Below are 26,039 nucleotides of genomic sequence, written 5' to 3' on the forward strand. Positions count from 1 at the left end.
ATTATAACATCCCTTGTTTCAAGAAAATTATTTTAATTCCTTTCGAAGAAAAATCAAGCTTTTTCAAAAAAAACATTTAAAGAGTTTTGAGTATATGGAAGGTTAATTAAAAAATTACTTCCCCAAAACCGATCTTTCCCTTGTAAAGAAAAAATTTCCATATAAGGGCTAGAAGACAGAACCCGAATGGTCTCTTTCTCCCCCTTAATCAACACGTCATGAGCTGGCCCCTTATAAGAGTCCGGTGCTCCAGTGCGTAGTTTAGGTCCGTTGGATACCTGACATTGTACCCCCTTGCAAAAGATAGCAAAAGAGGCTTCGTGATTTTCTTTATCCAAAGAAGAACGAATCATACATCTTTGCTCAGAAATTTCAATAGAGTAGCGCGAACTAATTCCCTGTAGGGCATCCTGCAAATAAGAAAAACCAGTTTGTCTGAAGCAGGGACGTGCTAAAGATGCTGAAAAAGATATTATGGTATCTTCACCTTTCTCTTGGCACAAGAACTCTTTTACCCGACCACACAAACCAAACCCTAAACATTCTCCAGGATCACCTACGCAGGGGCCATAGTTAACAATCCCCACATCTCCAATAAAAAAAGCTCCTATTCCGCTTTTACAACCGCTACCGCTAACATAGGAAGAGAATGTGGACGTTCTTCTCATCCAAAAACCAAGAGAAGCATCTGTCAATGTTAACTGATCCTTAATCTGAGTTTCTTTTTGGCAAAAAAGCAACTTACTTATCGCAGTTTTTTCCTGTTCCGATCTGTCGCCTTCTTGGCTCCATAATGCTGGGAAAATTTTTCTCTCATGAGAAAACAGCGCATGTTGAAACGCAACCATTTTTTCCACGATTTCATAGCTTTCATCATAAAATTCTGCGATACGAGATAGCAACATAGCCATCTCAGCATGTTCTCCAGGGTAAGGAAGACCTCCCCATAAAAAACCTGCTCGACAAAATAATAATGCAGCCCCAGCATGGGTGTGATGCATACTGAGAAACTCATACCCAAGATCCAAGCCCTCTTCCAAAGCCGCTAATAAATAAGCTGCTCGAGCAATATCATGAACACGTAACAACGGATGATACAGAAAACACTGCACGGAGGCTCTTCTCAGTTTCTTATTCTGAAAAGCTGCTATAAGATTCTTACTTTGAATGTCAAAATTCCTATTAGAGAACGCTTCTAACACATTCTCTAGCTCTAACCGTGATTCTACTAGCATAGTCAATGAAAGGGCTTTCAGTAGCAAAAGATAATCTTGGGGAAAATTAGAGTCAAGCCTGTGTAACCATCAAGCTTGACCCTATGATCGAAAGCAGAGCGGGGAAAGGGAAGAGAACTAAGAAGATTTTGTTGGTGTTTCAATCAAACGTTTCATTCTTTTGCCAGGAGTGAACTTCACGGCTCTTCTAGCAGGGATATGGATAGGCACTGCTGCATTCTTAGGGTTACGCCCAACTTTAGGTTTTCTTTCTACAACCTGCAGAACGCCAAAATCTCTAAACTCTAATCTATCCCCCTGAACCAGAGCATCTGTCATCTTATCCAAAAAATTTTGGATAACAGTTCTCACGTGGTTAGGATGTATTTTATGATCTTGAGATATCGTACTGATTAGTTTCTTCTTAGTCATCGTTGCCATGGTAGCTCGTTGCCTCCTAGTTAAAGTGGTAACCCTTGCGTCCCTAAATACCGCAATATATGCGTATAATATGCATTCATCCTTTGGATTCAAGACTTTTTTTTATATTTCCAATGAACGCACAAAATCTACCCGTGAGTTGCACTCAACTGAAACCTCAGCTACTAAGAATATCTTTTCGAATACTTAAAGGTTTTGTTAAAGCCCTCTCTCCCCCAGATTATTTATACACTTTTTTTACTCCCGAATTCCCCGCTGTAGTCTTTTTAATCTGTCGATTAAGAATAAAGGCATGTATTCCTTCAGAAATACCTTTAGCTAAATGCGAACGATAACGGGAGTCTAAAAGAGCTGCTCGCTCTTTTGGATTAGAGAGGAACCCTGTTTCTACCAGGACCGCAGGCATGGAGGTTTCTCGGATAACTGCAAAATTACCCTCTTTAACCTTACGCTCCCGCAAAGCCCCATTCTTTTGCATGAAAGCTAGAATCGATTTCCCAAGGTTCTCTGATTTTTTAGTTCTCAATACATTTTTATCATTATAAAAATAGACCTCTGTACCTAAAGCAGAGGTATTAGAGGAGTAATTACAATGGATACTAACAAAAACATCTGCTTTGTTTTGGTTTGCTATCGCCGCTCGCTTATTCAAATCCACATAAACATCTGTGGATCTTGTCATGATCGTCTTATATCCCATTCGGCGTAGATACCCCTGCACACTTAAAGCTATTGATAAAGCTAAAGACTTCTCTTTATATCGCAGCTCCTTATCCGCAGTTCCTTCATCCTTACCACCATGGCCAGGATCTATCACAATAAGCTCATTTCGACTTACCTTGGGAACAACAGGAGTATTTACAGCATCCGAAAAACACTTATCCGGACCGACACCCAAAGCAAGCAGTAAAAACAAGAATTTTGAATTAATAAATCGAGGCCAAAGCTTCACACACAACCTCTCGATCATCAAAGACAATCGTCTGATGTTTGAAGATCTGATATACCTCATGTCCCTTCCCTGCAACTAACACAATATCCTTATCCAAAGCCATTGATATTGCTTTAACGATGGCTAATCTTCTATCACTTTCAATAACATAGCGATCTGTTGAAAATCCTGAACATATATCAGCAATGATCTGATCTGGATCTTCAGTTCTGGGATTATCTGAAGTGACAACAGAAAAACCATAAGTCTCAGCAACCTTTGCCATAATAGGCCTCTTGCTATGATCCCGATCCCCACCACATCCGAATACAATAATTAACCGTCCATCTGCAGGAAGCAGTTGCGATAAGATTTTACATACATTATCCAATGCATCTGGAGTATGTGCATAATCGATATAAATAGGACAAGGACCAGATAGAACTGGCTCCAAACGCCCTTTTGGAGCAGATAAATAACGAACATAATGTACTAGCTCTGCAAAATCTCCTCCCAGAATTTGATGGACTACTGACAGAGCAGCTAAAACATTGTACACATTATGTTCCCCTACCAAAGAGGTCTCACAAGAGAAAACATTTCCCTGATATAAGATATCGAAAGTGGACCCCAAAGAAGAAAATTTCAGATTTACAGCGCGATAATCCGCCTCTTGATGTACGGCATAAGAAACTCCTCTGGCAGGAGAAATTTCTAAAAAGCTTTGCGCATACTCACAATCCGAATTAACAACCGCAACCCCATGCTCTGGGAGAGAAACAAATAACTGCTTTTTAGCAACAACATACTCCTCAAAAGAACCATGAAAATCTAAATGATCTAACGAGACATTAGTCAGAACCCCTGCTAAAAATTCCGTTTCGCGAACCCTACCAAGAGCAAGTCCTATCGAGGATACTTCCACAACAGCTGATGATAAGTTCTGTTTAACCATTTCAGCAAAGTACTTTTGCAATAAGATAGCATCTGGAGTCGTAAAACTATCTATAATTCGGTGTTCTCCTAAAATATGCTCTATAGTCCCAACAAGCCCTGTACATCGCCCTTTATACTCCATGAGCTCTCTAGCTAAAGCAGAAACCGTTGTTTTCCCATTAGTTCCTGTAACCCCTATAACATCCAGGCGTTTCGAAGGATCATTATAGAATCGTGCTGCTAAACAAGCCTCCAAAGCAGTAAGATCTTCTGTAACAATCTGAACAACTGATAGAAAGGGATTATATAAAGAAGAAAGAATGGCAATTGCGCCATTCTCAACAGCTTGGCCTGAATAGTCGTTTCCATTACACATTTGACCTTGGCGAGCAATAAAAATATCTCCCACCCCCGTACAACGAGAGTCTCGAGTCAAATTTCTAACAGGAATAGACTCAACTTTCCCATAGATTTTAGCCGGAATATCCCGAAGAAGCTGGTCTAAATGCATGCCGAACACCTAAAAAACGTATGCAAAGGCTTCAAAAAGCGTTCTCGAATAATTTACTATACAAACATTCGTTGTCAAGCTTTGTCCACAACTAACACTCGCACATTAGAGAAAAGCTCCTACCTAGATCTTCTTCGAGATTTACTCTTTCACAAAAAATGTAACTGTTATATGGGTGAAAGAAATCTTTGTTATGAGATCCAAATTATGAAACTACTCTTCTCTGTGTTGCTCTTCTCTTCTCCAGTATTACTCATTCCAGGATGCACGCTCATTCCTCAACAACAAGCTTTAACACATTCTCTTTCATCGAAATAAATTACTATTTGCCATTCCAATCGTTATACAAAATTTTCAACTGAGTAATTTCTTCTTTCCAATCGTTTTGTTGTTGATCTTCCGGCACACCTAGATACGGCAATATTCGAGACGCTATTCTAGAAAAAACTGGGGCAGCACATCGCCCGCCCATGTAATTTTTAGTACCATCTTCTCTTACCCCGTGGGCAGGATCATCAATAGAAACAAGAATCACCAAAGGAACAGCTGTTTCCGACAAAGCAGTTATAGGCGCAAGTCCGATGAATGAGGCGATATGCCGTTTCTTATCATATCGCCCATTAACAAGCTTTTCAGTTGTACCTGTTTTCCCAGCACTAGAATAGCCTTTAGGAGCTGCACGAAATCCTGTCCCTCCTAAACAAGTTGTAAAGCGCATGGCACGCACAACATCTGAAACAATTGTTTCAGAAAGCAAACGAATTTTTTCCGGCTTTTCGGAAAAGATTATTTCTTCTCCAGAAGGAGAAACAACTCTTTTTACTAATGTGGGACGCACTAAAAACCCGCCATTACCAAAAACCGCATATGCTTGCACCATTTGCATACTTGTAGCCAATAAATTATAGCCCATAGCTAAAGAATACGGAGTTGATAAAGACCACTCTGGGGACCCATTTCTATGAAAACGCTTTCTTGAAGGAACCAAACCTACAGCCTCTGCAGGCAATTCTATCCCGGTTTTCTTTCCAAAACCAAAATCCTGTAAACGCTGCTCATACCAATCTGCCCCCAACTTTTGCACAATACGATCTGCAAGTTGAGCCATATATACATTGGAAGATTTTTGAATCGCCATGTACATATTTAAGTATCGATTATTCACAATGTCTCGGAGAGGCATTTTTTGACGCCCAGGAAACAAACGTCGGCTAACATCTATCGGCGCATAAGGATCAAAAAGAACTTCTCCATAACGTTTTTGCGACTCTTCATTTGCCAATAAGGCAATAGCGATAGTCAGCGGCTTCATAATAGACCCAGGCTCAAAAACATCACTAACTGCTTTGACCTTGGTATCTTCTATCCGGTCCTCACAATTAAAAAACTCTCGATACCCTACTGGATTAAAGAAAGGATACTGTGCTAAAGCAAGAATCTCTCCCGTATGTGAATTAAGCACAACAACTCGCCCACTGCGAGCCTTTGCCTCTAATACTCCTATAGCTATTTCTTGTTCTGCAATTGTTTGAATGTTGGCATCTATTGTTAAATAAACATCACTCCCATCTCTAGGAATTTTTGTTACTTTATCGACATCCAAACGGTTTAAAGGAGATCGCAATAGCTTACGCTCACCGTTTTCTCCTTTCAACAGATGATTAAAATAAGCTTCCAATCCTCCTGTAGGGAAAGCTTCGCCTGATTTTTCATCTTTCACTTCTCGGAGAGTATGTAAAACTTGTCCCAATAGCTGTCCAAAAGGATAAGAACGCTGGTAGTCACTAATAAAAAATAGCGCGTTAGTAGGGATTTTATGCTTGATAGCGAATGGCTTCCACCAAGATAAAATACGATCTCTGATGGAAGAGTCTAAAGAAACATATAGCTTACGGTAACGCGATTTCCTATCAAACTCATTACGGATACTTTGATAATCTCCTTCTCCTACCATGACGACAACCATATGAGCGATCTCATCACGGTATTCTTCAGGGACAACAACCGCATCCAAACACAAATGAAACTTAGTAACATCAATGGCTAGCGGTTGAAACTGCTCTTTTTCGCCTTTACGCAAACTTGTATTAGCAAAAAAAGTTCCCCTTTGAAAAGGGTCCTCAACACGAAATTCATGTTGATTTGCCGCCTCCATAGCCCAACGCTCTCCATCACAAATTTGAATTTTGTAATAACGAACTATTAAAAGTGCGTATAGAGACAAAACCCCAACAACGATTAGAGTTAATTGTCTACGGTAATTCATAAGATAAAACGCTGATTTTCTCCTCACTAGGATACTCTAGATACTGGTACTCCGGAAGAGAAGCTATCTGTAACAAGTGTTCAGGGCTTTCTAGTTTCTCCAGCAGGAAACTGAGTGCAACATTCTCTTGTTCTACTTGACGTAACCGAGCCCATAAACAAGGAATTTCTAACCGAAGTTTAGTAAGATCATTTTGTTTATCTATATACCGATAAAGAGCGCAGCACAAAAGACTTAAACATACAAACAGCCGCGAGAACCGATACCTATTCATCACTTATCTTTAAACTCTTCTCAAAACACCGCAACTTAGCCGAGCGTGATCGAGGATTCTTCCTAGTTTCTTCATAAGTTGGCATGATTACCTTTTTGGTCAATACTCGCCCCTCTCCTCTTGCCTCAGCTTCTCTAAAAGCCCACTTAACAGGACGATCATCTAAACTACAAAAAGAAATGATAGCTAAACGACCACCAGGACGCAGCCAACGCAAAGCGGAATCCAATAAAACTTTTAATTGCGCCCCTTCTTGATTAACATAAATGCGCAAAGCTTGAAATATCAATGTTAATGGATGAATTTTTTTTCTTAATCGATAGGATGGGAAAACCCCTGACGTTGCATCCTTTAGATCCTTAACCGTTAAAATCTTTTTCTTTTTCCTAAAATGAACCACAGCATTTGCAGCGCTCCTCCAAAGAGGCTCTTCTCCATATTTTCGGAAAATTTCTCCTATTTCCTCTTCTCTTAAAGAATTCAGCACCTCACTAGCAGTAATACCTCGAGAAGTATCCATTCGCATATCTAAGGGGTGATCCTCCCCTTGAAAACTAAATCCTCGTTCAAGGTCCGTTAATTGCATAGAGGAAACTCCTAAATCAGCAAGCACCCCATCATACATCCCATCAGGAGTTAGCGCGTTAACCTCATCAAACGAGGCATGACGCAAACACACTCGCCCCTTGAAAGGAAGCAACCTTTTCTCTGACAAAGCCAGAGCAGACAGATCTCTGTCGGACCCATCATAATGTTCTATTGAGGGGAATGAAGTTAGAAAAGCTTCTGCATGACCACCTGCGCCGACAGTAACGTCACAAAAAGTAGTAGGATGCTGGTCCTGAAATAATGAAAGACTCTCTTTTACCAAAACGGGAATATGAGGAATGGAATCAGTCACAAGAAACCTTTTACATAAAAAATTATCCTATTAAGCCGCAAAAACACTCTCTTCAAAACGTTCTCTTGCAGCTAAAGTAAAAGGCTTTAGTTTATCGTATATTTAGTTAAAAGCACAGTTATTCAATAAAATCTATTCTCAATGACTTTTATCTAAACTCTTAAAAATATTGGCGTTACATCCTTATCTTAGCCACACTTGACTTTTTCCCTCCCCCGATTATGATTAAAATTATAAGCCTTTCATAGGAGACTTATGGTCGAGATTTTCAACTACAGCACCTCGGTATACGAGAAGCACAGCTCTACAAATAAGCTCGTTAGTGATTTTCGTAAGGAAATCCAGATGGAAGGTGCGGCTATTCGCGATATAGCTAAGCATGCTCAAATCTTAGATATGACGCCTAAGCCTTCGGCTCTGTCGACGCTTATGCAAACCAATAAAAAAACATGCTGGGCCTCCTTTTCTCCTCCAGCAAATTTTCATAAGCAACGATTTTCCACTCCCTACCTAGTTCCATCTCTTGGCTCTCCAGACAAACAAGACCAAGACATGGAGAAGATTTCCTCTTATTTAAAAGTTCTGACCAGAGGGAAATTTTCCTATCGCTCAGAAACGTCCCCCTTGTTAAAAAAAAATAAGCCTTCATCTGATCAAGACGATACCTCCAAACAAAGCTTTGACCAAGACGAGGAAGAGGATGCTTTGGTTCATGAAGGTAAGATATTACTCAGAGCATTAGATCAAGGGATTAAAAGCTCTAATCTTCTAATTGACTACGTCATTTCTCGTATTTTTCAATTCGTACAAGGTTAAATATATATGCTAGATAATGAGTGGAAAGCAATTTTAGGATGGGGAGACGAAGAACTTGAAGAGCTCCGCATTTCCGGGTATTCATTTCTTCGCCAGGGGCACTATCAAAAAGCTATTCTTTTTTTTGAAGCTCTAATTATCCTAGATCCTTTGAGTGTTTATGATTTTCAGACTTTAGGGGGTCTTTACTTGCAAATCAATGAGAATGCCAAAGCGCTCTATATCTTAGATCAAGCTTTGCGTATGCAAGGAGATCATCTCCCTACTCTCCTTAATAAAACTAAAGCGCTATTTTGTCTTGGACGCATAGAGGAGGCATCCGCAATAGCTTCTTACCTAACTTCATGTGCAGATCCTATTATCGCCGATGATGCGGAAGCTTTACTACTTAGCTATGTGAAAACTCCTTTAATTACCGCTCGATAAATCTATTTGTTTTTAAAACCTCTTTTTTTTTCAAAAACGAGTCTTTTGTTATTGAGTATTTGTTCTTTTGACTTTCCGTTTTATGAAAATTTTAATAGAAAAATCTCGTATCCCTAAGCGTATTTTTGAACGAAATGTATTGATTGCTTATCGATAGCAGTGCTACATTTGCGGTTTTCTCCAGGAGGAGGATACATTACCGAATCCTTAATTCCTTAAGCGATAAAGAGAATGTGATGTTAACTTGCAACGATTGCAGTACGTGGGAACAGTTCGTTAATTATATCAAGACCCGCTGCTCCAAAACAGCTTTTGAAAACTGGATTGCTCCTATCCAAGTATTAGAAGAATCTCGAGAAAAAATTCGGTTAGAAATTCCGAATATATTTGTCCAAAGTTATCTGTTAGATAACTACAAAAAGGATCTTTGTTCTTTTGTGCCTCTTGATGCAGAAGGCAATCCTGCGTTGGAGTTTGTTGTTTCGGAGATTAAGCGTTCTTCTCCCCAAATAGCCGCGTCTGTTACTAAGCCTGCCGTCGAAGTTTCAGAAGAAAATAAAGATTTTCAACTCAAACTTAATGGAGCTTATCGCTTTGATAATTTCATTGAAGGTCCCTCCAATCAGTTTGTAAAATCTGCTGCCTTAGGGATTGCTGCTCGCCCAGGAAGATCTTACAACCCCTTATTTATTCATGGCGGAGTGGGATTAGGTAAGACTCACCTACTTCATGCTGTTGGACATTATGTTCGCGAACACCATAAGAATCTCCGCATACACTGCATTACAACAGAAGCTTTTATCAATGATTTAGTTCATCATTTGCGAGTTAAATCTATTGATAAGATGAAAAATTTTTATAGATCTTTAGATCTTCTCCTTGTCGATGATATTCAGTTCTTACAAAACCGACAAAATTTTGAAGAAGAGTTCTGTAACACTTTTGAAACTCTAATCCACCTGTCCAAACAGATTGTTGTAACTAGTGATAAACCCCCAGGCCAACTCAAATTGTCCGAACGGATTATTGCTAGAATGGAATGGGGGCTCGTTGCTCATGTTGGAGTTCCTGATTTAGAAACCCGTGTTGCTATTTTACAACATAAGGCTGAACAAAAAGGACTTAACATTCCTAACGAAATTGCTTTTTACATAGCAGACCACGTTTATGGAAACGTTCGTCAACTTGAAGGAGCGATTAATAAACTTACTGCATATTGTCTTTTATTTAATAAGCCTCTGACAGAAACCACTGTTCGGGATACTTTAAAGGAGCTTTTCCGTACCCCATCTAAACAGAAAGTTTCTGTTGAGAGCATTTTAAAGAGTGTTGCTACAGTATTTCAGGTAAAAATTCAGGATCTTAAGGGAACTTCTAGAGCTAAAAATGTGCCTTTAGCTAGACAAGTTGCCATGTATCTGGCTAAAACTCTAATTACCGATTCTCTTGTTGCGATTGGTGCCGCTTTTGGAAAAACTCACTCAACAGTTCTTTATGCATGCAAGACAATCGAACAAAAAATAGAAAAAGACGCTCTGCTAAAAAATCAGATTAGCTTATGCAAGAATAATATAGCGATAGACTCACCACAACACTTTGTGTAGTCTTTTCGAGCTTTTTTATTTTACATCGACCGTCTTATGTGGGGAGAGAAATGTTCAAGAGACCTACGAAAAATTTTTTTGATGGAGTCCAAACTTTGTATGAGGATAATGGCGCTAATTCCGCAGGTTATAGTGCTTATCCCCAACGAACAGAACGTTTAGAAAATCACCCCAACATTTTCGAAACTGCTAAGCCAGCAGAAACACGCTTGCTATCTCAAGAAGAACATCCCCAATGGACTACTGATCAGCAAGAAGTGGCTATCATTCAAGAAAATGTTTTCCCAGAAGAACCAGAAACTACTTTAGGAGAGGGAGTCTCTTTTAAAGGAGAGCTGACTTTTGAACGATTACTCCGTATAGACGGGAATTTTGAAGGCATTCTTGTTTCTAAAGGGAAAATTATCGTGGGCCCTCGAGGATATGTGAAGGCTAATATTGATCTAGAAGAAGCTGTAATTGCTGGAGTCGTTGAAGGCAATATTACAGTAACTGGGAAAGTATCTCTTCAAGGGAATGCGATGGTCACTGGCGATATTCAGGCGGGGAGCCTTTGTGTAGACGAAGGTGTGCGCTTGTGTGGCTATGTTTCTATCCAGGGAGCTGTTCCTAGTCAGCAAGAAGAAATAGACTTATAAAAATGGTTTCTGCTGGTCGGTTGCAAATAATTTTTTCCCGAACCATTTTATCTAGAGGGTAAATAGAGAGAATACACAACTTCTCTGTTGAGGAAAGAATTTTTTGTCTTTTGAAGAAAGAGCTTTTTTCGTAAGGGACTTTCAAATGTTTCGCTATAGCCACCGCAACACTTCTCTCTATATCTTTTGAAAAAAAGATAATGCGGTCGATTGAGCACTGATTGAACATCAAGGATCTTGATGCAGCTTTTGAGAAGCTTTGTTCTCCACTCACATTCCCCATACAAGCACAACGATATAATGCTAAAGTCTCAGGAGAAAAATCGTACAGGTATAAAGAATTGTAACAAGGTAAATTCGCGCAAGCAGAGCAAACCGCTATACTTTCTCCTACGTTCATCGTTTCTAAACACCTAGAGCACCTCTTCTCTAAAACGCGTCTACTGCATCGCCGCCAACAAGATAAGCAGATGCTTTTCCCAGGAGTTTTACAAATACAGCAAAGGACTGGAAATATTTGTCGAATAACAAATATTAGAATCGAGTAAATAACAGAGTTTTTTATTCGTAAAAATTTTAATAATTTGTTACGTTTTGGACGTGTAACGTTCTCAACCTTTCTCTCAGACACAATGCTCGAAAAATTTGTCGATTCCCTTTGGAAATTTTGTCGTAAAAGCAAATTTCAATACATGACACCTGTAGCAGATGCTGTGGATAGTTTCTGCTTCGAGCCCCTACACACACCATCCTCTCCTCCGTTCGTAAGAGATGCTGTCGACGTGAAACGTTGGATGATGCTAGTTGTAATTGCTCTAATGCCAACAGTCTTTGTCGCTATTTGGAATTCTGGTCTACAAGCCTTAGTCTATCAGTCTTCCGACCCCCAAATTATGGAAGCATTTTTGCACATATCTGGATTTACTAGCTATTTCTCATTCGTTTCCAAAGAGATCGGCATTGCTTCCGTCCTGTTCGCCGGATGTAAGATTTTTCTACCTCTTTTATTCATTAGCTATGCCGTCGGAGGCACTTGTGAAGTTCTTTTCGCCATTATTCGTAAACATAAAATAGCAGAAGGACTTTTGGTTACGGGAATGCTGTATCCCCTCATTCTTCCTCCTACTATTCCCTATTGGATGGCAGCCTTAGGGATTGCTTTTGGAGTGGTTATCGGGAAAGAGCTTTTTGGCGGCACTGGCATGAATATCCTCAACCCAGCCCTAACAGGAAGAGCATTTCTATTCTTCACATTCCCTGCTAAGATGAGCGGAGATGTCTGGGTTGGAAGCAATCCTAGCAAAATTAAAGAAAGCCTTGCTATGATGAATTCCTTGGCTGAAAGAAGCAATTTCGATGGATTTTCTCAATCTACCTGTTTACAAATCCTTAACTCAACTCCCCCTTCTGTTAAACGCGTTCATATCGACGCTATTGCCTCTAATATTTTAAAACTTGAACACGTTCCTTCTCAGGAAGTTCTTCAATCACAATTTTCTACATGGGCAGAGTCCTTCCCTGGATTAACTGTAGATCAGCTTTCTTTAGATCAGCTTCAAAACTTTGTAACATCTCCTACAGCTGAAGGAGGTCTAGGTCTTCTTCCTGCACATTTTGACGCAGCCTATTCTCTTACCGATGCTATTTATGGTATTGGAAAATTTTCTACCGGGAATCTATTTTTTGGAAATATTGTGGGATCTTTGGGAGAAACCTCAACTGTAGCCTGCTTGCTCGGAGCCGGTCTCCTACTATTAACCGGAATCGCTTCTTGGCGGACTATGCTTTCTTTTGGTCTCAGTTCTCTATTTTTTGCCTGGCTATTTAAAATTATAAGCATCTTAGCTGCTGGACAATCAGGAGCTTGGGCTCCAGCGAAATTTTTTATTCCCGTTTATCGCCATCTTTTTATTGGAGGATTAGCTTTTGGCCTAGTCTTCATGGCTACGGATCCTGTTACTTCTCCTGCAACCAAACTGGCAAAATGGTTTTACGGTGCTTTTATAGGTTTTCTTACGATCCTTATACGCTTAATTAATCCCGCATATCCCGAAGGAGTTATGCTAGCAATCCTATTAGGGAATGTCTTTGCACCATCATTCGACCGTATTGCCCTCAAGCAATACAGACAACGGAGAGTATAAAATGGCATCCAAGTCTCGTCATTATCTTAACCAGCCTTGGTACATTATCTTATTCATCTTTGTTCTTAGTCTGGTTGCTGGTACCCTTCTTTCTTCAGTTTCCTATGTTCTATCTCCAATCCAAAAACAAGCTGCAGAATTTGATCGTAATCAGCAAATGTTGATGGCCGCACAAATTATTTCCTATGACAATAAATTCCAAATATATGCTGAAGGGGATTGGCAACCTGCTGTCTATAATACAAAAAAACAGATACTAGAAAAAAGCTCTTCCACTCCACCACAAGTGACTGTGGCGACTCTATGCTCTTATTTTCAAAATTTTGTTAGAGTTTTGCTTACAGACTCCCAAGGGAATCTTTCTTCTTTTGAAGATCACAATCTTAACCTAGAAGAGTTCTTATCCCACCCCACATCTTCAGTACAAGATCACTCTCTGCATGTAATTTATGCTATTCTAGCAAACGATGAATCCTCTAAAAAGTTATCATCCTCCCAAGTAGCAAAAAATCCGGTATCCATAGAGTCTATTATTCTTCCTATAAAAGGATTTGGTTTATGGGGACCAATCTATGGATTTCTTGCTTTAGAAAAGGACGGTAATACGGTTCTAGGGACATGCTGGTATCAACATGGTGAGACTCCAGGATTAGGAGCAAATATAACTAATCCCCAATGGCAACAAAATTTCAGAGGAAAAAAAGTATTTCTCGCTTCCTCTTCCGGAGAAACCGATTTTGCTAAAACAACTCTAGGACTAGAAGTTATAAAAGGATCTGTTTCTGCATTATTAGGGGACTCTCCCAAAGCTAATTCCGCTGTTGATGGAATTTCAGGAGCTACACTGACCTGTAATGGAGTTACTGAAGCTTTTGCTAATTCGCTAGCTCCTTACCGCCCCTTATTGACTTTCTTCGCCAATCTTAACTCTAGTGGAGAATCTCATGACAACCAATAAATCCTCTTTAAGCTACTTTACTGATGCTTTGTGGATCAATAACCAGCCTCTCGTCGCTATTCTAGGGATCTGTTCAGCTCTTGCTGTTACCACCACAGTAACAACGGCTTTAACAATGGGATTAGCCGTTAGCTTTGTTACCGGATTCGCTTCTTTTGTTGTATCTTTACTAAGAAAAATTACTCCAGAAAGCGTTCGAATGATCGCTCAGCTTATCATCATTAGCCTTTTTGTGATCCTTATCGACCAATTTTTAAAAGCCTTTTTTTTCAATATTTCCAAAACGCTTTCTGTTTTTGTTGGTCTAATCATTACTAACTGTATTGTCATGGGACGAGCAGAAAGTATGGCTAGACATATTTCTCCTATTCCTGCGTTTTTAGATGGTCTGGGATCGGGACTTGGATATGGGTGGGTTCTTGTTTGCATCAGTATCATTAGAGAGTTATTCGGGTTTGGAACCATTTTAGGCTTCCACATCATTCCTAAGATTTTTTATGCTTCAGCAGCTCACCCCGATGGATATGAAAACTTAGGGTTGATGGTTTTAGCTCCATCAGCATTTTTCCTATTAGGAATCATGGTTTGGCTGGTGAATATTGTTAGAGCTTCAAAGACAAAGAGGTAACATATGTGGTTAGGAGACTATTCTTTAATAAATCTCTTAGGCATCTTTTTGCAAGCCACCTTTATCCAAAATATTTTGCTTTCCACATTTTTAGGGATGTGCAGCTATTTAGCCTGTTCTTCTCGCTTGTCAACAGCCAACGGCTTAGGGATGTCTGTAGCTCTCGTACTTACCATTACAGGAAGTATTAACTGGTTGATCCACCATTTTGTCACAGGGCCTCATGCCTTATCCTGGCTATCTCCTGCATTAGCAAATATAGATCTCAGCTTTTTAGAATTGATTACATTTATTGTTGTTATCGCAGCATTCACACAAATTTTAGAGCTCCTTCTGGAGCGATTTTCAAGAAACCTCTATTTAGCTTTAGGAATCTTTCTACCCCTTATTGCAGTAAACTGTGCTATTTTAGGCGGAGTATTATTTGGAATTACCCGAAACTATCCTTTTCTTCCTATGGTTGTATTTTCTTTAGGATCAGGATGTGGTTGGTGGTTAGCTATTGTTCTCTTTGCAACCATTAGAGAAAAGTTAGCCTATTCCGATATCCCTCAACATTTACAAGGAATGGGGATCTCCTTCATTACAACAGGCCTTATAGCTATGGCATTCATGGGATTAACAGGAATTGACATCTCAAAACCTACAGCTAAATCTGTAGTGATTTCAGACACTTCCACCAATAAATCAAAAACAACCTCCGCGCAAGAACGCCTCAGCTCAAACCACAAAGCTTAAACTACAGGGCAAAGCGTAAACAAACCCTAAGGATCTAGGGAAAAGCGCTCTCCATCGAAATCTTCTGACAATTGCAGAACAACGAACCAGCCCTCGGATTCTGCAGAATGATTAATTGGATGAGTATCGTCTTCAAGCGCAATATTAACTTCTATCACTTCTCCAGAAACAGGAGAAAGCACTTCAATAGCAGATTTCGAAGACTCTAAAACACAAAGTTCTTCTCCTTCTTTAATAGAAGCTCCTAAAGAAGGCAGATCTATATGCAAAATATTCCCCAAATGCTCCTGCATCCGAGATGATAAACCAAGTCTCACAATTTGAGAATGAATAGGCTCTATCCATACATGGTAGTCGGAATAATATTTTTTACCTTTCATACATGTCCCATTCAATTTCAATATTTCTAACTCTCGTTTTGGAAAAAAATCTCTGATAAATAAGGTCTTAAAAGCTCTTCATTCAAATGATTTTTTGCAAACAGCAATTTGTCTAAACTTACCGGATAATCGCAATAAGTTTTTGAGATAAAGGTATAATAGAAAGGACCTTTATCCGAATCAAATAATACATCCGATACTTGCCCTTCTTTCAAGGCCAGCATTTCTTCAAACTCTTGAGGGACTCCTTGATCTCCTCTAGAAAACGTCTTCACAGTTTTCTCCAATCCCCAGAACAGATCTCCTTGAGAAAATCTTCCAGATTGAAGCGACTTAACAAATCTAATTAAACGTCTTTGATAGAGATCCTTGCCCTGACAATTAGGGAAAGCCTCTTGTAAATGAGCCAAGACCCTAGTAATGCGCTCTTCTGCTTTATAACGTTCTAGCAAAACTTTCTTCAGCCCCTTACGAACTACTTCCTTATAAGGCAATACCTCATCCGTACCAGTACGATTTTTTACAATGATAGAATAAAAATATTCATCGTCCTGTGTATAGTAATCAACGGAATCTTGCTGCATCAAAACGTTAGCCAGACGAACTCCATTTTGAATGCCAGGCAATAGATGATCTGGCCCTAAAGATAAGAAAAGCTCCTCTTCTTTTTGCTCTTGCTTAGCTAACTCAGACTGAATGATTCCTAAATCAGCTCGAAGAATCGCCTTCCTTACATAAGAATGCGCTCTCTCTACGATTGCTGGTTTCAAATTCAAGACATCACGAAGAGAAGAACACGTCTCTAGTTCAGGAAACTCTAATAAAATTTCTTCGAAATTCTCGGGATTCTGATACCACTGGTATACCTGAGCCATAGGGATATATTTTTCAAGTTCCGAGAGTTTCACACGTCGATAACAAACAGAAAATCTCTTCCCTACCAAACACTCAGCTTTGCTTTTTACCTTTTCGATAGGAAGCAATTTCGTTTGAACGTCTAAGATATGACTCGAAGGCGCGGCTACTAAACTGAGATATGTCTCAAAAGCCTCTAAATCTTCTTTATCCTTAAAGACTAAAGTTTCTGGTAAATGAAACATTTCTACAGAGACCGTATCTTTCCCCATAGAAAAGAATTTCTGTAAAGGATAGAAGTCAAAGGCAACAGCACCTTCCAATGCTAAAAGAGCTCTTTTATATAACAAAATTTCTCGATACATACGGATAAACTCTGCTTCTTCAACTCCCATAAAAGAGTAAAAAGAAGAAACTAGCTGATCTAATGTCAGATTAAACTCCGCATGCCTACTGAGTCTCAAGAAAGCCTGTTGTGCTTTATCATAGAAATCCTGCTGAGCTTCTTTCAAAGATGGCATTGCGATGTTCTTTTTCTGCTCATCTATGAAACGTAACACCGCTTCTGTTACTGCAGAAACATACCTATCTCCAAACCAATCTTTAATATTACGATATCCAAACAAACGCAAGTCCCGGCCTTGCGCCAAAGAGCCGTCTACCGGAAGATTAAACATCTGGCGACGATATTCTAACATTTGTCTAAGGACATAATGAGGGAATTTTTTTTCTTCTAAGAATAACCTTACTCTAGCAGCAAACCCTTCCGGAGAAACTGGGTTTTCTAATTGTTGGAATATATGAAAAGCATCTCGTAATTGAGGAGCGGAGGATTTCCAAACTTCTTCAGAAGAAATAAAAGGAGCATCAAAACGCCGATACCCCTCATAGCTCCGTTCCTTATCGAAAGCAGGGAACCCTGACTTGTACACACTAAGAAATAATTTCTCTCCTAATTTATTCGTTAAGAAACGCTCCGTTAATACCCCTTCATTAAGAAAATTCCATTCTTTGGGATTACCAGTAAAAGGATAAGCTTCGTTAGATAAAAACCGTTTTAAAAGAAAAAATTCTTTTTCAGAGTATTTTCTACCCGATGGAGTTTTATAAACGGTTTTGTTAGACCCGAATTTTTGCGTTTTTTTAAAGGTCTGACCAATACCTACGCCAACTCCAGATAAACAAACGCCAGCGATAACTAATCCGATAAATTTCTTTTGATGTTTGTTAAAAAACGCTAACAAGAGGCCCTTCTTTTTTGAGAAAATTTATTAAGAAAAAAGGAAATCTACTCTTATAGGATTCCTTAATGGGGAAGGAGTTTTCCCCAGAATGCCTCATGGTACTTATTACGAAAGATTTTATCAAGTCCTCCTAGACTCAAAAGGATCCCTTCGGGAAGGCTGTATAAATGCCTTTCCCTAGGGATCCTGTGAGACTAAATTAGGCTGGCATGTATTTATTTTCCAAATATCCTAAACAATAATTCATAGGATCAAAATACCAATTAATAATCTCATCGTAGGTCGCTCTTTTAGAAAGAGTTAAATCTTTTTCAAATACAACCTGAGCCTTAGCTACAGCCTCTTCAGACTCAATAACAACGATGCATTCATAATCGCACACATCACTCTTCTTTCCAAAATTATAACTACCTATAACTAGAACGCGATTATCTACAAGCATGCATTTTTTATGTAATTGAGTATTGGTTATATAAAACTCATGAACTGAGAACTTTTTAGTAGCATGACTGGGGGAAAAGAGAAATCTTTTCCATAAAGCAGGCCTATCCCCAAAAGTCAGTGGGAAATAGTTAATTCGGTTCCCCCAAGCATATGTTTTAGTAATTGACGGGCTCCGATCTGTTCTTCCATTGGTTATTACCCCAATATCCACACCTCTACCCCAACAGGCCGTCATTAAGCTATTGTATATTTTCTCTACAGGAATAAAATACATCTGCGCTATCCGGATTGAATGTTCGGCTTGATCAATCAACCGAACATATTCCTGGGTAATCGCATTACTTGGTTCATCCGGCCCTGAAAAAATACAGCGAATCTTGTCTAAAGGAACAGAAACCGCACAAGAACTTGTTTCTATCTCTGGACAGAAAGACTGTCTTGCTCTTTCCACAGAAAGATTAATAGGATCTATTCCTCTGAAATCATCTAATTTTTTGTTAAACCAGAATTTTTTAGTGAAATTTTCCCATAAAGCATAATGAGCACAAAACTCTTTTCGAAGCAATGCACCTAATTCTTCTGAAACAATCGTGACATCTTGGTCTCGAAGAGCAGTAGGCCGAAGCACTCCCCCTATCATAGCACGAGGAGAATCAGAAATTCCAAGATCAACATCCCCTTTAGAGCACATGAGATCTTCTAAATTCGTGCCCCCAATAAAAACATACTTCCCATCAACGATAGAAAGCTTAATGTGCGTCTCAATCACATTAGGAGCAAAAAGATTACAATAAGGGGGGCAGTCAGAAAATAGGTAAAAGAATCGATCTCTTCGTTTCTCATGAAGAGCTTTCAAATTTTTCCGATCATGCTCATCAATGAGTGTAGGCTGAATCAGCATGTACCCTACAAGCTCAGGAGATTCTTCCATACGCTGATCCAAATGCTGAAGGATAGTAGATAAAATTTCTCCTCCAGTCATACAAGGGCATAATTCTACAGTGTATCTAGCATTGTCAATAGCAGCTAATAGGCTTTCATACATTTCATAGCCGTTATCATGAATAAGCACTTTAGCTGCTTTGTTCTTATCAGGAATAGCTATTGTGTGCGCGAAACCATTAGACGCCACAACACAGGCTAAAAACAAAAAAATTTTTTGTAACAATTTTACCTTCATCCCACTAAATCCCTTCCTGCATAAAAATTCGCATCAAGGAGTCCTTAACCTCTCCTCTGACTTCTTTTAATACAGATGCAGAAGCCTCTATCCCTAATGGGAAGAAAGCTTGTTTCTCTATTTCTGGTCCGATTTTATCTAAGAGCTGCGGCAATAAAATTTTTCGATAAAAACTAAGAGAGTTTCCAGATAAAAAGATAGAACCCTGATGTAAAAATCCCTGCTTTACGGACCTTTGAGCCGCTCCCCCCACTTTTTTATCCCCTACGAGAACATCGTATTTAGAAGTTTTTGCTACACAAAAGTTAGCGGACTCTACTCGTTCAGTTGATATTTCGTTGGAAGATAATGCACCTTCTAACCTAAACAATTTATTAACAACTTTGAGGACAAAACGGTTTACCACATGATAATTTGCTAAAACAGAGTCTTGATAAGAGGGATTTTCTGACGATACGAGTAAAGAAAATGCATAATCCCCATTATGGAAGGTGATCCCCCCTCCTGTAGGACGACTTGCAGCGCTTACTCCCAAAGACTCCCAATTAGCCAAAAAAAATCTTTCAGGCTTGATAAAGCACCCGTAGGTCACAGGAAAAAGACCTTCCCACTCATACAAATGAAGAATCATCTCCCCCGCTTTTAAAGAATCTAGGAGCAAACGATCCTTCTTCATAAGCTCTCTAGGAGTCCCTCTAATAGAATCAATGATACGAATTCTCATTATGCAATAAATATCTATAATCTCTGATAAACAAACCGAGAACAGTCTACTCTTGTTTATTTCAGAAATATATTACATCAGAATCGTGATCTAATAAATAGATAATACTAGTCCCCTAGCAAAGATACCCAAACATCAAAAAAAATTTATTACAAAAAAACGCTACGCCACACCCCCTCTTTACGAAAAGTTGCATCATTATCATAAATGTCGTATATGCTGAAGAGTATTCCACCTCGCCATATTCAGGTTTTTATGTTTGAGAAGTTTACCAATCGCGCAAAGCAAGTGATTAAGTTGGCGAAAAAAGAAGCTCAACGACTCAATCACAACTATCTAGGAACCGAGCACATCTTATTGGGATTACTAAAACTAGGCCAAGGAGTGGCTGTTAATGTATTACGCACTCTTGGCGTTGACTTCGACACAGCAAAAAACGAAGTAGAAAGACTCATTGGGTATGGACCGGAGATCCAAGTGTATGGAGATCCAGCTCTAACAGGTAGAGTGAAAAAATCTTTTGAATCAGCTAATGAAGAAGCCTCTATTTTAGAACACAACTATGTCGGAACAGAACATCTTTTACTCGGAATTCTCAATCAAGCTGATGGTGTGGCTCTGCAAGTTTTAGAAAACTTGCATATAGATCCTAAAGAAATCCGAAAGGAAATTTTAAAAGAGCTAGAAACGTTTAATTTGCAGCTCCCTCCTTCTTCCTCTATTACCCCAAGAAACACGAATAGTTCTTCGTCTTCCTCTTCAAAATCTTCTTCTTTAGGAGGACATTCTTTAGGTGGGGATAAACCTGAAAAGCTTTCCGCTCTCAAAGCGTATGGATATGACCTAACAGAAATGTTCAAAGAGGCTCGTCTAGATCCCGTTATTGGTCGATCTGCAGAAGTCGAACGATTAATTTTGATCCTTTGTCGTCGTAGAAAAAACAACCCAGTTTTAATTGGAGAAGCTGGTGTAGGTAAAACAGCTATCGTTGAAGGATTAGCCCAAAAAATTGTCTCTGGAGAAGTTCCTGAAGCTCTTCGTAAAAAACGATTGATCACCTTAGATTTGGCTCTGATGATAGCTGGAACCAAATATCGAGGTCAATTTGAAGAACGAATCAAAGCAGTTATGGATGAAGTCCGTAAGCATGGCAATATTCTTCTTTTCATTGATGAGCTTCACACCATTGTTGGCGCAGGGGCTGCTGAAGGAGCGATAGATGCTTCCCATATTTTGAAACCAGCCTTAGCTCGTGGAGAAATTCAGTGCATAGGGGCTACAACTCTAGATGAATATCGAAAACACATTGAAAAAGATGCTGCTTTGGAACGTCGATTCCAAAAAATTGTTGTTCAACCACCCAGTGTTGATGAGACTGTAGAAATTCTTAGAGGCCTGAAGAAAAAATATGAAGAGCATCATAATGTCTTCATCACCGATGAAGCTCTCGTTGCTGCTGCTAAACTATCCGACCAATACGTTCACGGTCGCTTTCTTCCCGACAAAGCTATTGACCTTTTAGATGAAGCTGGAGCTCGTGTACGTGTCAATACAATGGGGCAACCTTCGGAGCTTTTACGTTTAGAAGCTGAAATAGAAAGCACCAAACAGGCTAAAGAACAGGCTATAGGAACTCAAGAATATGAGAAAGCTGCCAGCCTTCGTGATGAAGAGAAAAAGCTTAGAGAAAAACTAAGCAACATGAAACAACAGTGGGAATCAAATAAAGAAGAACATCAAGTTCCTGTTGATGAGGAAGCTGTTGCTCAAGTGGTTTCAGTACAAACTGGTATTCCTGCGGCTCGCTTAACAGAAGCAGAAAGCGAAAAATTATTAATGCTAGAGAATACTCTACAAAAGAAAGTAATTGGCCAAGATCAAGCTGTTGCTAGTATTTGTCGAGCTATTCGTCGTTCAAGAACTGGCATTAAAGATCCTAATAGACCTATGGGATCCTTCCTATTTCTAGGTCCTACTGGAGTTGGGAAAACTTTGCTAGCTCAACAAATTGCTGTTGAAATGTTTGGAGGAGAAGATTCTCTTATCCAAGTAGATATGTCCGAATATATGGAGAAGTTTGCTGCGACCAAAATGATGGGATCTCCTCCAGGATATGTAGGTCACGAAGAAGGCGGACATTTGACAGAACAGGTTCGCCGTCGCCCTTATTGTGTTGTTCTCTTTGATGAAATTGAGAAAGCTCATCCAGATATTATGGATCTTATGTTGCAGATTCTTGAACAGGGCCGTCTAACGGATTCCTTTGGACGCAAGATTGATTTCCGTAATACCATTATTATTATGACTTCCAATTTGGGAGCTGATTTAATTCGGAAGACTGGAGAGATAGGTTTTGGTCTTCGTTCCCATATGGATTATGGAGTGATCAAAGAGAAAATAGATGCTGCAGTCAAAAAGCATCTAAAACCAGAATTTATCAACCGTCTAGATGAAAGTGTTATCTTTAAACCTCTTGAGAAGGAAGCCCTTTCTGAAATTATTCATCTAGAAATTAATAAACTGGGATCTCGTCTACAAAACCACCAAATGGCTCTTAATATTCCTGATTCGGTGGTCTCATTCTTGGTAGATAAAGGACATTCTCCAGAAATGGGCGCCCGACCATTAAGACGTGTAGTGGAGCAGTACTTGGAAGATCCTTTAGCAGAGATGCTATTGAAAGAGTCGTGCCGACAAGAAGCAAGAAAATTATGCGCTCGCCTAATAGAAGAGCGTGTTATTTTCGAGCGGGAAGACGAAATTTCTGCTTTAGCTGTAGAGGGGGATGGCCCCGCCTCTGTTACAGCTGATGAATCATAGGCACGGCAATTACTCCTCCTCCTAAACAAACGTCCCCCTGGTAAAAGGCTACTGTCTGTCCAGGGGTGACGGCTTTCACGGGGATATCGAATACCACTTGCACAGTCCCATCTTCTAAAGGATACACAGAGCATTTCTCGTCCGGAGATCTGTACCGCACTTTAGCACTGCATGTAATCGAACCTTGCAATGGAACAAACCAATTAAGTTCCTTGGCTATAAGTTCTTTCCGGTAAAGCAAAGGGTGGTCCTCTCCTCGCACAATATAAACCACATTCTTTTGCATATCCTTACCGAGAACATAACAAGGCTTTTCCATTCCCCCTACGTTTAGTCCCCTTCGCTGTCCAATCGTATAATAATGAGCTCCTTCGTGACAGCCGACTACTTTCTGAGTATCGAAATCAACAATATCTCCGGGGGAATTTGGCACAAATTGCTCAAGAAAACTCTTAAAAGGCCTTTTCCCTATGAAGCAAATCCCTGTACTATCCTTTTTTGTTGCAGTTGCCAACCCAGCTTCTATAGCAAGCTGACGAACCTCTGTTTTATACATTCCCCCTAAAGGGAAAAGAACATTGGATAGAGCTTCTTTGGGAGTCCCACACAAAAAATAACTCTGATCTTTATTCGGATCTACCCCTCTAAACAAACCTGTTCCATCCAACCCTCCCCGACAATAATGCCCGGTAGCTAAAAAGTCTCCTTTCAGCTCACGCACTTTCTTCTGCAATAAATCAAATTTTATCTCTCGATTGCACAATACATCGGGATTGGGGGTATAACCATTAGTATACTCTTTAAGAAATCTAGAGAACACCCTCTCTTTATATTCCTTAGCGAATGAAACTGTGTAATAAGGGATGGACAGCTGTTCAGCTATTTGTTCTACATCAAGAAAATCTTTTGTTGCAGTACATTCACCATTTTCATCTTGTTCCTCCCAATTTTTCATAAAGAGGCCAATAACATCATACTTCCCCTGTTTCTTTAGGAGATAAGCAACAACAGAGGAATCTACTCCTCCGGACATAGCAACAATAACAGTCTTACGCACAATGAACCTAGGGAACGTCTTTGGTTTATTGAAGTTTAAATACAATTACAAGGCATCTATGTTAGCAAAAAGAAGAGATCAAAAAAACCAGCTTTCTTAGAGAAGAAATTTTTACAAAAAAATTTTTTAATGCCGTCAAAAAAAATCCAACTATTCTAAAATAAAATTCTTAATTATTAGAGTATCTTTTTATGGTTTATTTTAAAGCTGGACAACCCGAGCATACACCTAGAACATTTCCTTTACAAATAAACCGCTCTTTCTCAGATAAACATCCAAAAGTAGCTAAGGCTCTACGCATTACCGCAATAGTCTTGGTTTCTCTGTCTCTTATCGCTTTAGTCGGATGTATAGCCGCACTTTCCGGAGGAGCCGTGATTCCTCTTGCTGCTATTGGAGGAATTGCTGCAGTAACCGGCCTCTTATCTTCGGCTATTGCAATCTATTCAGCAAAAAAAGCTCTAGCTCATAAAAAACAAAAACAATTGGCTGACTCTCTCCCTTTAGACACTGGTACTGAACACGTTCAGTACCTGACGACAAATAATTTTCGAGGAAATAACTGGGATACCTTAGAAAAGCTAGTCCAACAGTTCTCCCAGCTTGACCTAACAGTCCATCCTTCAGAAAAGGAGCTTTTAAAAGAGGTTTTCGGAACGGAATACAAATCTATCAATCAAACTATTGAAAGCATTTCTAATCGCTTCGCAAAAATACGGTCTCTTCTGTACCAAAGGGAACAACTCTACAAGGGAGAAGAACGTTATAATCGTTACTTGAATACTCCTTTACTTAGGAAGAACCGTATACTCACGCAAATCACTTCTAATATGATCAGGCTTTTACCTAGATCTGGAGGAGTCTTTTCTATTAAGGCAAATACACTCAGTCGAACCAGCCACACTCTGTATACAATCTTGAAAGTCTCTTTATCCTTAGGAGTGATTGCTGCAGTAGCGAGCCTTGTTATCTTTCTTCCTCCTAGCCTTCCTATCATAGCTGCCTTGGGATTAGCATCCTTGTCACTAGGAATAGCCGCCTTTCTTATGGCTCGAGGCATTCGGTACTTGCTAGAACGGTCTTCTATAAATAGAAAACAGCTGGCTGAGGATATTCAAAAAACTATCGGCCCGGATGTTTTGAACTCCATGGCTTATTATCAACATCAGCTTCTGTCACATCTTCATGAAACTTTATTAGATGAAGCGATTACAACTAAATGGAATCAGCCCATTTTCCTTGAACATGCTGATCTTGAATTGAAGATTGGTGACTTAACAAAACAATACGATATATTGAATTCAGCTTTTGAACAGGCTCTACGAAACGACGAGCTGTTGCGTGCTCAATTAGAAAAAAGAGCCTACCGATTCGGTTCTTCCATCACTGATAACGACACTGATAACGATTCAGGCGCTACAGAGTCCCAGCAAACAGATTCTGAGAACGACGGCTTTCAAGAAATTTTAAATAAAGGCATTGAGGCTGCTAAACAACGAAGAGAAAAGGCTAATCAGTCTGGTTCTAATAAAGAGGATATGTTTTCTATATGGAAGCCATCTAAACATCTAGCATTAGAAGATTTATGGAGAGCTAGTGAGGCTTGTACTGAAGAACAGCTATCTATTCTTGTAGACAATTGTATGAGCTACAAAACTTTGGAATGCCAAGCAGCCCTCCAAAAAGTAAGACTACAACTCCAAACCGCACAAAGATCTTTAGCTGCTCTAGAAAACCGTGCCGAAAATGCCTATTACGAATCCAATTTAAGCATGATGGACTTAGCCAGAGCAAACCAAGAAACTTACCGCCTTTTAAATATCTTATCTGAATTACAACAGTTAGCGCAGTATGTGTTGGATCGATAAAAATTCATAAAAACAAAAAAGAGAGCTTATTAGCCCTCTTT

General features: G+C 39.5%; 24 protein-coding genes. 11 read left to right on the top strand and 13 right to left on the bottom strand.

Annotation, left to right across the window (positions count from 1 at the left end):
• Nucleotides 1-53: 53 nt before the first annotated feature.
• The 4 genes from TC_RS02725 to TC_RS02740 all read right to left on the bottom strand — a co-directional run bounded on the left by TC_RS02725 (nt 54) and on the right by TC_RS02740 (nt 4,033).
• Nucleotides 54-1,235, bottom strand: coding sequence for a hypothetical protein (locus TC_RS02725; protein ID WP_010230702.1), 1,182 nt, complete (start codon nt 1,233-1,235; stop codon nt 54-56).
• Nucleotides 1,236-1,352: 117 nt separating this feature from the next.
• Nucleotides 1,353-1,655, bottom strand: a complete 303-nt coding sequence (locus tag TC_RS02730) for an HU family DNA-binding protein (protein WP_009871614.1) — start codon at nt 1,653-1,655, stop codon at nt 1,353-1,355.
• A gap of 220 nt (nt 1,656-1,875) precedes the next feature.
• Entirely contained in the window at nt 1,876-2,667 is a 792-nt protein-coding gene (locus TC_RS02735; protein ID WP_010230781.1) for an N-acetylmuramoyl-L-alanine amidase family protein, read from the bottom strand.
• Complete coding sequence (locus TC_RS02740; RefSeq protein WP_010230785.1) at nt 2,582-4,033, bottom strand: UDP-N-acetylmuramoyl-L-alanyl-D-glutamate--2,6-diaminopimelate ligase; 1,452 nt, start codon at nt 4,031-4,033, stop codon at nt 2,582-2,584. Before TC_RS02740 ends, TC_RS02735 begins: the two co-directional genes overlap by 86 nt.
• On the opposite strand from TC_RS02740, the gene TC_RS02745 reads away from it, so the two are divergent.
• Nucleotides 4,028-4,351, top strand: coding sequence for a hypothetical protein (locus TC_RS02745; protein WP_010230790.1), 324 nt, complete (start codon nt 4,028-4,030; stop codon nt 4,349-4,351). The genes TC_RS02740 and TC_RS02745 overlap by 6 nt on opposite strands.
• Before the next feature lie 4 nt (nt 4,352-4,355).
• Here the strand turns inward: TC_RS02745 and TC_RS02750 are convergent, their stop codons facing one another.
• The 3 genes from TC_RS02750 to rsmH are packed head-to-tail and all read right to left on the bottom strand — an operon-like array spanning nt 4,356 to nt 7,474.
• Nucleotides 4,356-6,299 (bottom strand): peptidoglycan D,D-transpeptidase FtsI family protein, encoded by a 1,944-nt coding sequence (locus TC_RS02750; RefSeq protein WP_010230793.1) that lies wholly within the window; start codon nt 6,297-6,299, stop codon nt 4,356-4,358.
• Nucleotides 6,286-6,573, bottom strand: coding sequence for a hypothetical protein (locus TC_RS02755; protein WP_010230796.1), 288 nt, complete (start codon nt 6,571-6,573; stop codon nt 6,286-6,288). Before TC_RS02755 ends, TC_RS02750 begins: the two co-directional genes overlap by 14 nt.
• On the bottom strand, nt 6,566-7,474 hold the full coding sequence (rsmH, locus tag TC_RS02760) for a 16S rRNA (cytosine(1402)-N(4))-methyltransferase RsmH (protein WP_010230799.1): 909 nt from the start codon (nt 7,472-7,474) through the stop codon (nt 6,566-6,568). The genes TC_RS02755 and rsmH overlap by 8 nt, the downstream gene beginning before the upstream one ends.
• 255 nt (nt 7,475-7,729) lie before the next feature.
• On the opposite strand from rsmH, the gene TC_RS02765 reads away from it, so the two are divergent.
• From TC_RS02765 to TC_RS02780, 4 genes are all read left to right on the top strand, one after another.
• Nucleotides 7,730-8,290, top strand: a complete 561-nt coding sequence (locus TC_RS02765) for a DUF5399 family protein (protein WP_010230803.1) — start codon at nt 7,730-7,732, stop codon at nt 8,288-8,290.
• 6 nt (nt 8,291-8,296) lie between these two features.
• Nucleotides 8,297-8,716: a type III secretion chaperone gene (locus tag TC_RS02770; RefSeq protein WP_010230807.1), complete on the top strand. Its 420-nt coding sequence runs from the start codon at nt 8,297-8,299 to the stop codon at nt 8,714-8,716.
• A gap of 236 nt (nt 8,717-8,952) precedes the next feature.
• The gene (dnaA, locus tag TC_RS02775) at nt 8,953-10,320 is read left to right on the top strand and encodes a chromosomal replication initiator protein DnaA (RefSeq protein WP_010230809.1); all 1,368 of its coding nucleotides are present in this window, start codon (nt 8,953-8,955) and stop codon (nt 10,318-10,320) included.
• Between the two features lie 50 nt (nt 10,321-10,370).
• Nucleotides 10,371-10,958 carry a bactofilin family protein gene (locus tag TC_RS02780; protein ID WP_010230811.1) on the top strand — a complete coding sequence of 196 codons (588 nt, stop codon included), beginning with the start codon at nt 10,371-10,373 and terminating at the stop codon, nt 10,956-10,958.
• On the opposite strand, the gene TC_RS02785 is transcribed toward TC_RS02780, so the two are convergent.
• Nucleotides 10,930-11,589 (bottom strand): hypothetical protein, encoded by a 660-nt coding sequence (locus TC_RS02785; RefSeq protein WP_010230813.1) that lies wholly within the window; start codon nt 11,587-11,589, stop codon nt 10,930-10,932. The two genes, TC_RS02780 and TC_RS02785, sit on opposite strands and share 29 nt — an antisense overlap.
• A gap of 1 nt (nt 11,590) precedes the next feature.
• On the opposite strand from TC_RS02785, the gene TC_RS02790 reads away from it, so the two are divergent.
• Genes TC_RS02790 through nqrE form a run of 4 tightly spaced genes read left to right on the top strand, consistent with a single transcriptional unit; the run spans nt 11,591 to nt 15,426 of the window.
• Nucleotides 11,591-13,102: a Na(+)-transporting NADH-quinone reductase subunit B gene (locus TC_RS02790; protein WP_010230815.1), complete on the top strand. Its 1,512-nt coding sequence runs from the start codon at nt 11,591-11,593 to the stop codon at nt 13,100-13,102.
• Between the two features lies 1 nt (nt 13,103).
• Nucleotides 13,104-14,060, top strand: coding sequence for a Na(+)-translocating NADH-quinone reductase subunit C (locus tag TC_RS02795; RefSeq protein ID WP_010230817.1), 957 nt, complete (start codon nt 13,104-13,106; stop codon nt 14,058-14,060).
• Nucleotides 14,047-14,688 carry an NADH:ubiquinone reductase (Na(+)-transporting) subunit D gene (gene nqrD, locus TC_RS02800; protein ID WP_010230820.1) on the top strand — a complete coding sequence of 214 codons (642 nt, stop codon included), beginning with the start codon at nt 14,047-14,049 and terminating at the stop codon, nt 14,686-14,688. Before TC_RS02795 ends, nqrD begins: the two co-directional genes overlap by 14 nt.
• A gap of 3 nt (nt 14,689-14,691) precedes the next feature.
• A complete protein-coding gene (gene nqrE, locus TC_RS02805) occupies nt 14,692-15,426 on the top strand; it encodes an NADH:ubiquinone reductase (Na(+)-transporting) subunit E (protein ID WP_010230822.1) in 735 nt (244 codons plus the stop codon).
• A 26-nt stretch (nt 15,427-15,452) separates the two neighbouring features.
• Here the strand turns inward: nqrE and TC_RS02810 are convergent, their stop codons facing one another.
• From TC_RS02810 to TC_RS02825, 4 genes are all read right to left on the bottom strand, one after another.
• Nucleotides 15,453-15,806 (bottom strand): glycine cleavage protein H-like protein, encoded by a 354-nt coding sequence (locus TC_RS02810; protein ID WP_010230826.1) that lies wholly within the window; start codon nt 15,804-15,806, stop codon nt 15,453-15,455.
• Nucleotides 15,807-15,832: 26 nt separating this feature from the next.
• Entirely contained in the window at nt 15,833-17,929 is a 2,097-nt protein-coding gene (locus TC_RS02815; RefSeq protein WP_161634203.1) for a hypothetical protein, read from the bottom strand.
• Nucleotides 17,930-18,104: 175 nt separating this feature from the next.
• Complete coding sequence (locus TC_RS02820) at nt 18,105-19,529, bottom strand: phospholipase D-like domain-containing protein (RefSeq protein WP_010230832.1); 1,425 nt, start codon at nt 19,527-19,529, stop codon at nt 18,105-18,107.
• Nucleotides 19,530-19,533: 4 nt separating this feature from the next.
• Nucleotides 19,534-20,253 carry a lipoyl protein ligase domain-containing protein gene (locus tag TC_RS02825; RefSeq protein ID WP_010230834.1) on the bottom strand — a complete coding sequence of 240 codons (720 nt, stop codon included), beginning with the start codon at nt 20,251-20,253 and terminating at the stop codon, nt 19,534-19,536.
• 255 nt (nt 20,254-20,508) lie between these two features.
• Here TC_RS02825 and TC_RS02830 point away from each other — a divergent pair, with 255 nt between their 5' ends.
• A complete protein-coding gene (locus TC_RS02830; RefSeq protein WP_010230835.1) occupies nt 20,509-23,073 on the top strand; it encodes an ATP-dependent Clp protease ATP-binding subunit in 2,565 nt (854 codons plus the stop codon).
• Here TC_RS02830 and mnmA read toward each other — a convergent pair.
• Nucleotides 23,054-24,130: a tRNA 2-thiouridine(34) synthase MnmA gene (mnmA, locus tag TC_RS02835; RefSeq protein ID WP_010230836.1), complete on the bottom strand. Its 1,077-nt coding sequence runs from the start codon at nt 24,128-24,130 to the stop codon at nt 23,054-23,056. The two genes, TC_RS02830 and mnmA, sit on opposite strands and share 20 nt — an antisense overlap.
• 191 nt (nt 24,131-24,321) lie before the next feature.
• Here mnmA and TC_RS02840 point away from each other — a divergent pair, with 191 nt between their 5' ends.
• The gene (locus tag TC_RS02840) at nt 24,322-25,998 is read left to right on the top strand and encodes an inclusion membrane protein IncM (RefSeq protein ID WP_010230837.1); all 1,677 of its coding nucleotides are present in this window, start codon (nt 24,322-24,324) and stop codon (nt 25,996-25,998) included.
• The last annotated feature ends 41 nt before the right edge of the window (nt 25,999-26,039 follow it).

Origin of the sequence: Chlamydia muridarum str. Nigg (assembly GCF_000006685.1) — a bacterium.
Classification (GTDB): domain Bacteria; phylum Chlamydiota; class Chlamydiia; order Chlamydiales; family Chlamydiaceae; genus Chlamydia; species Chlamydia muridarum.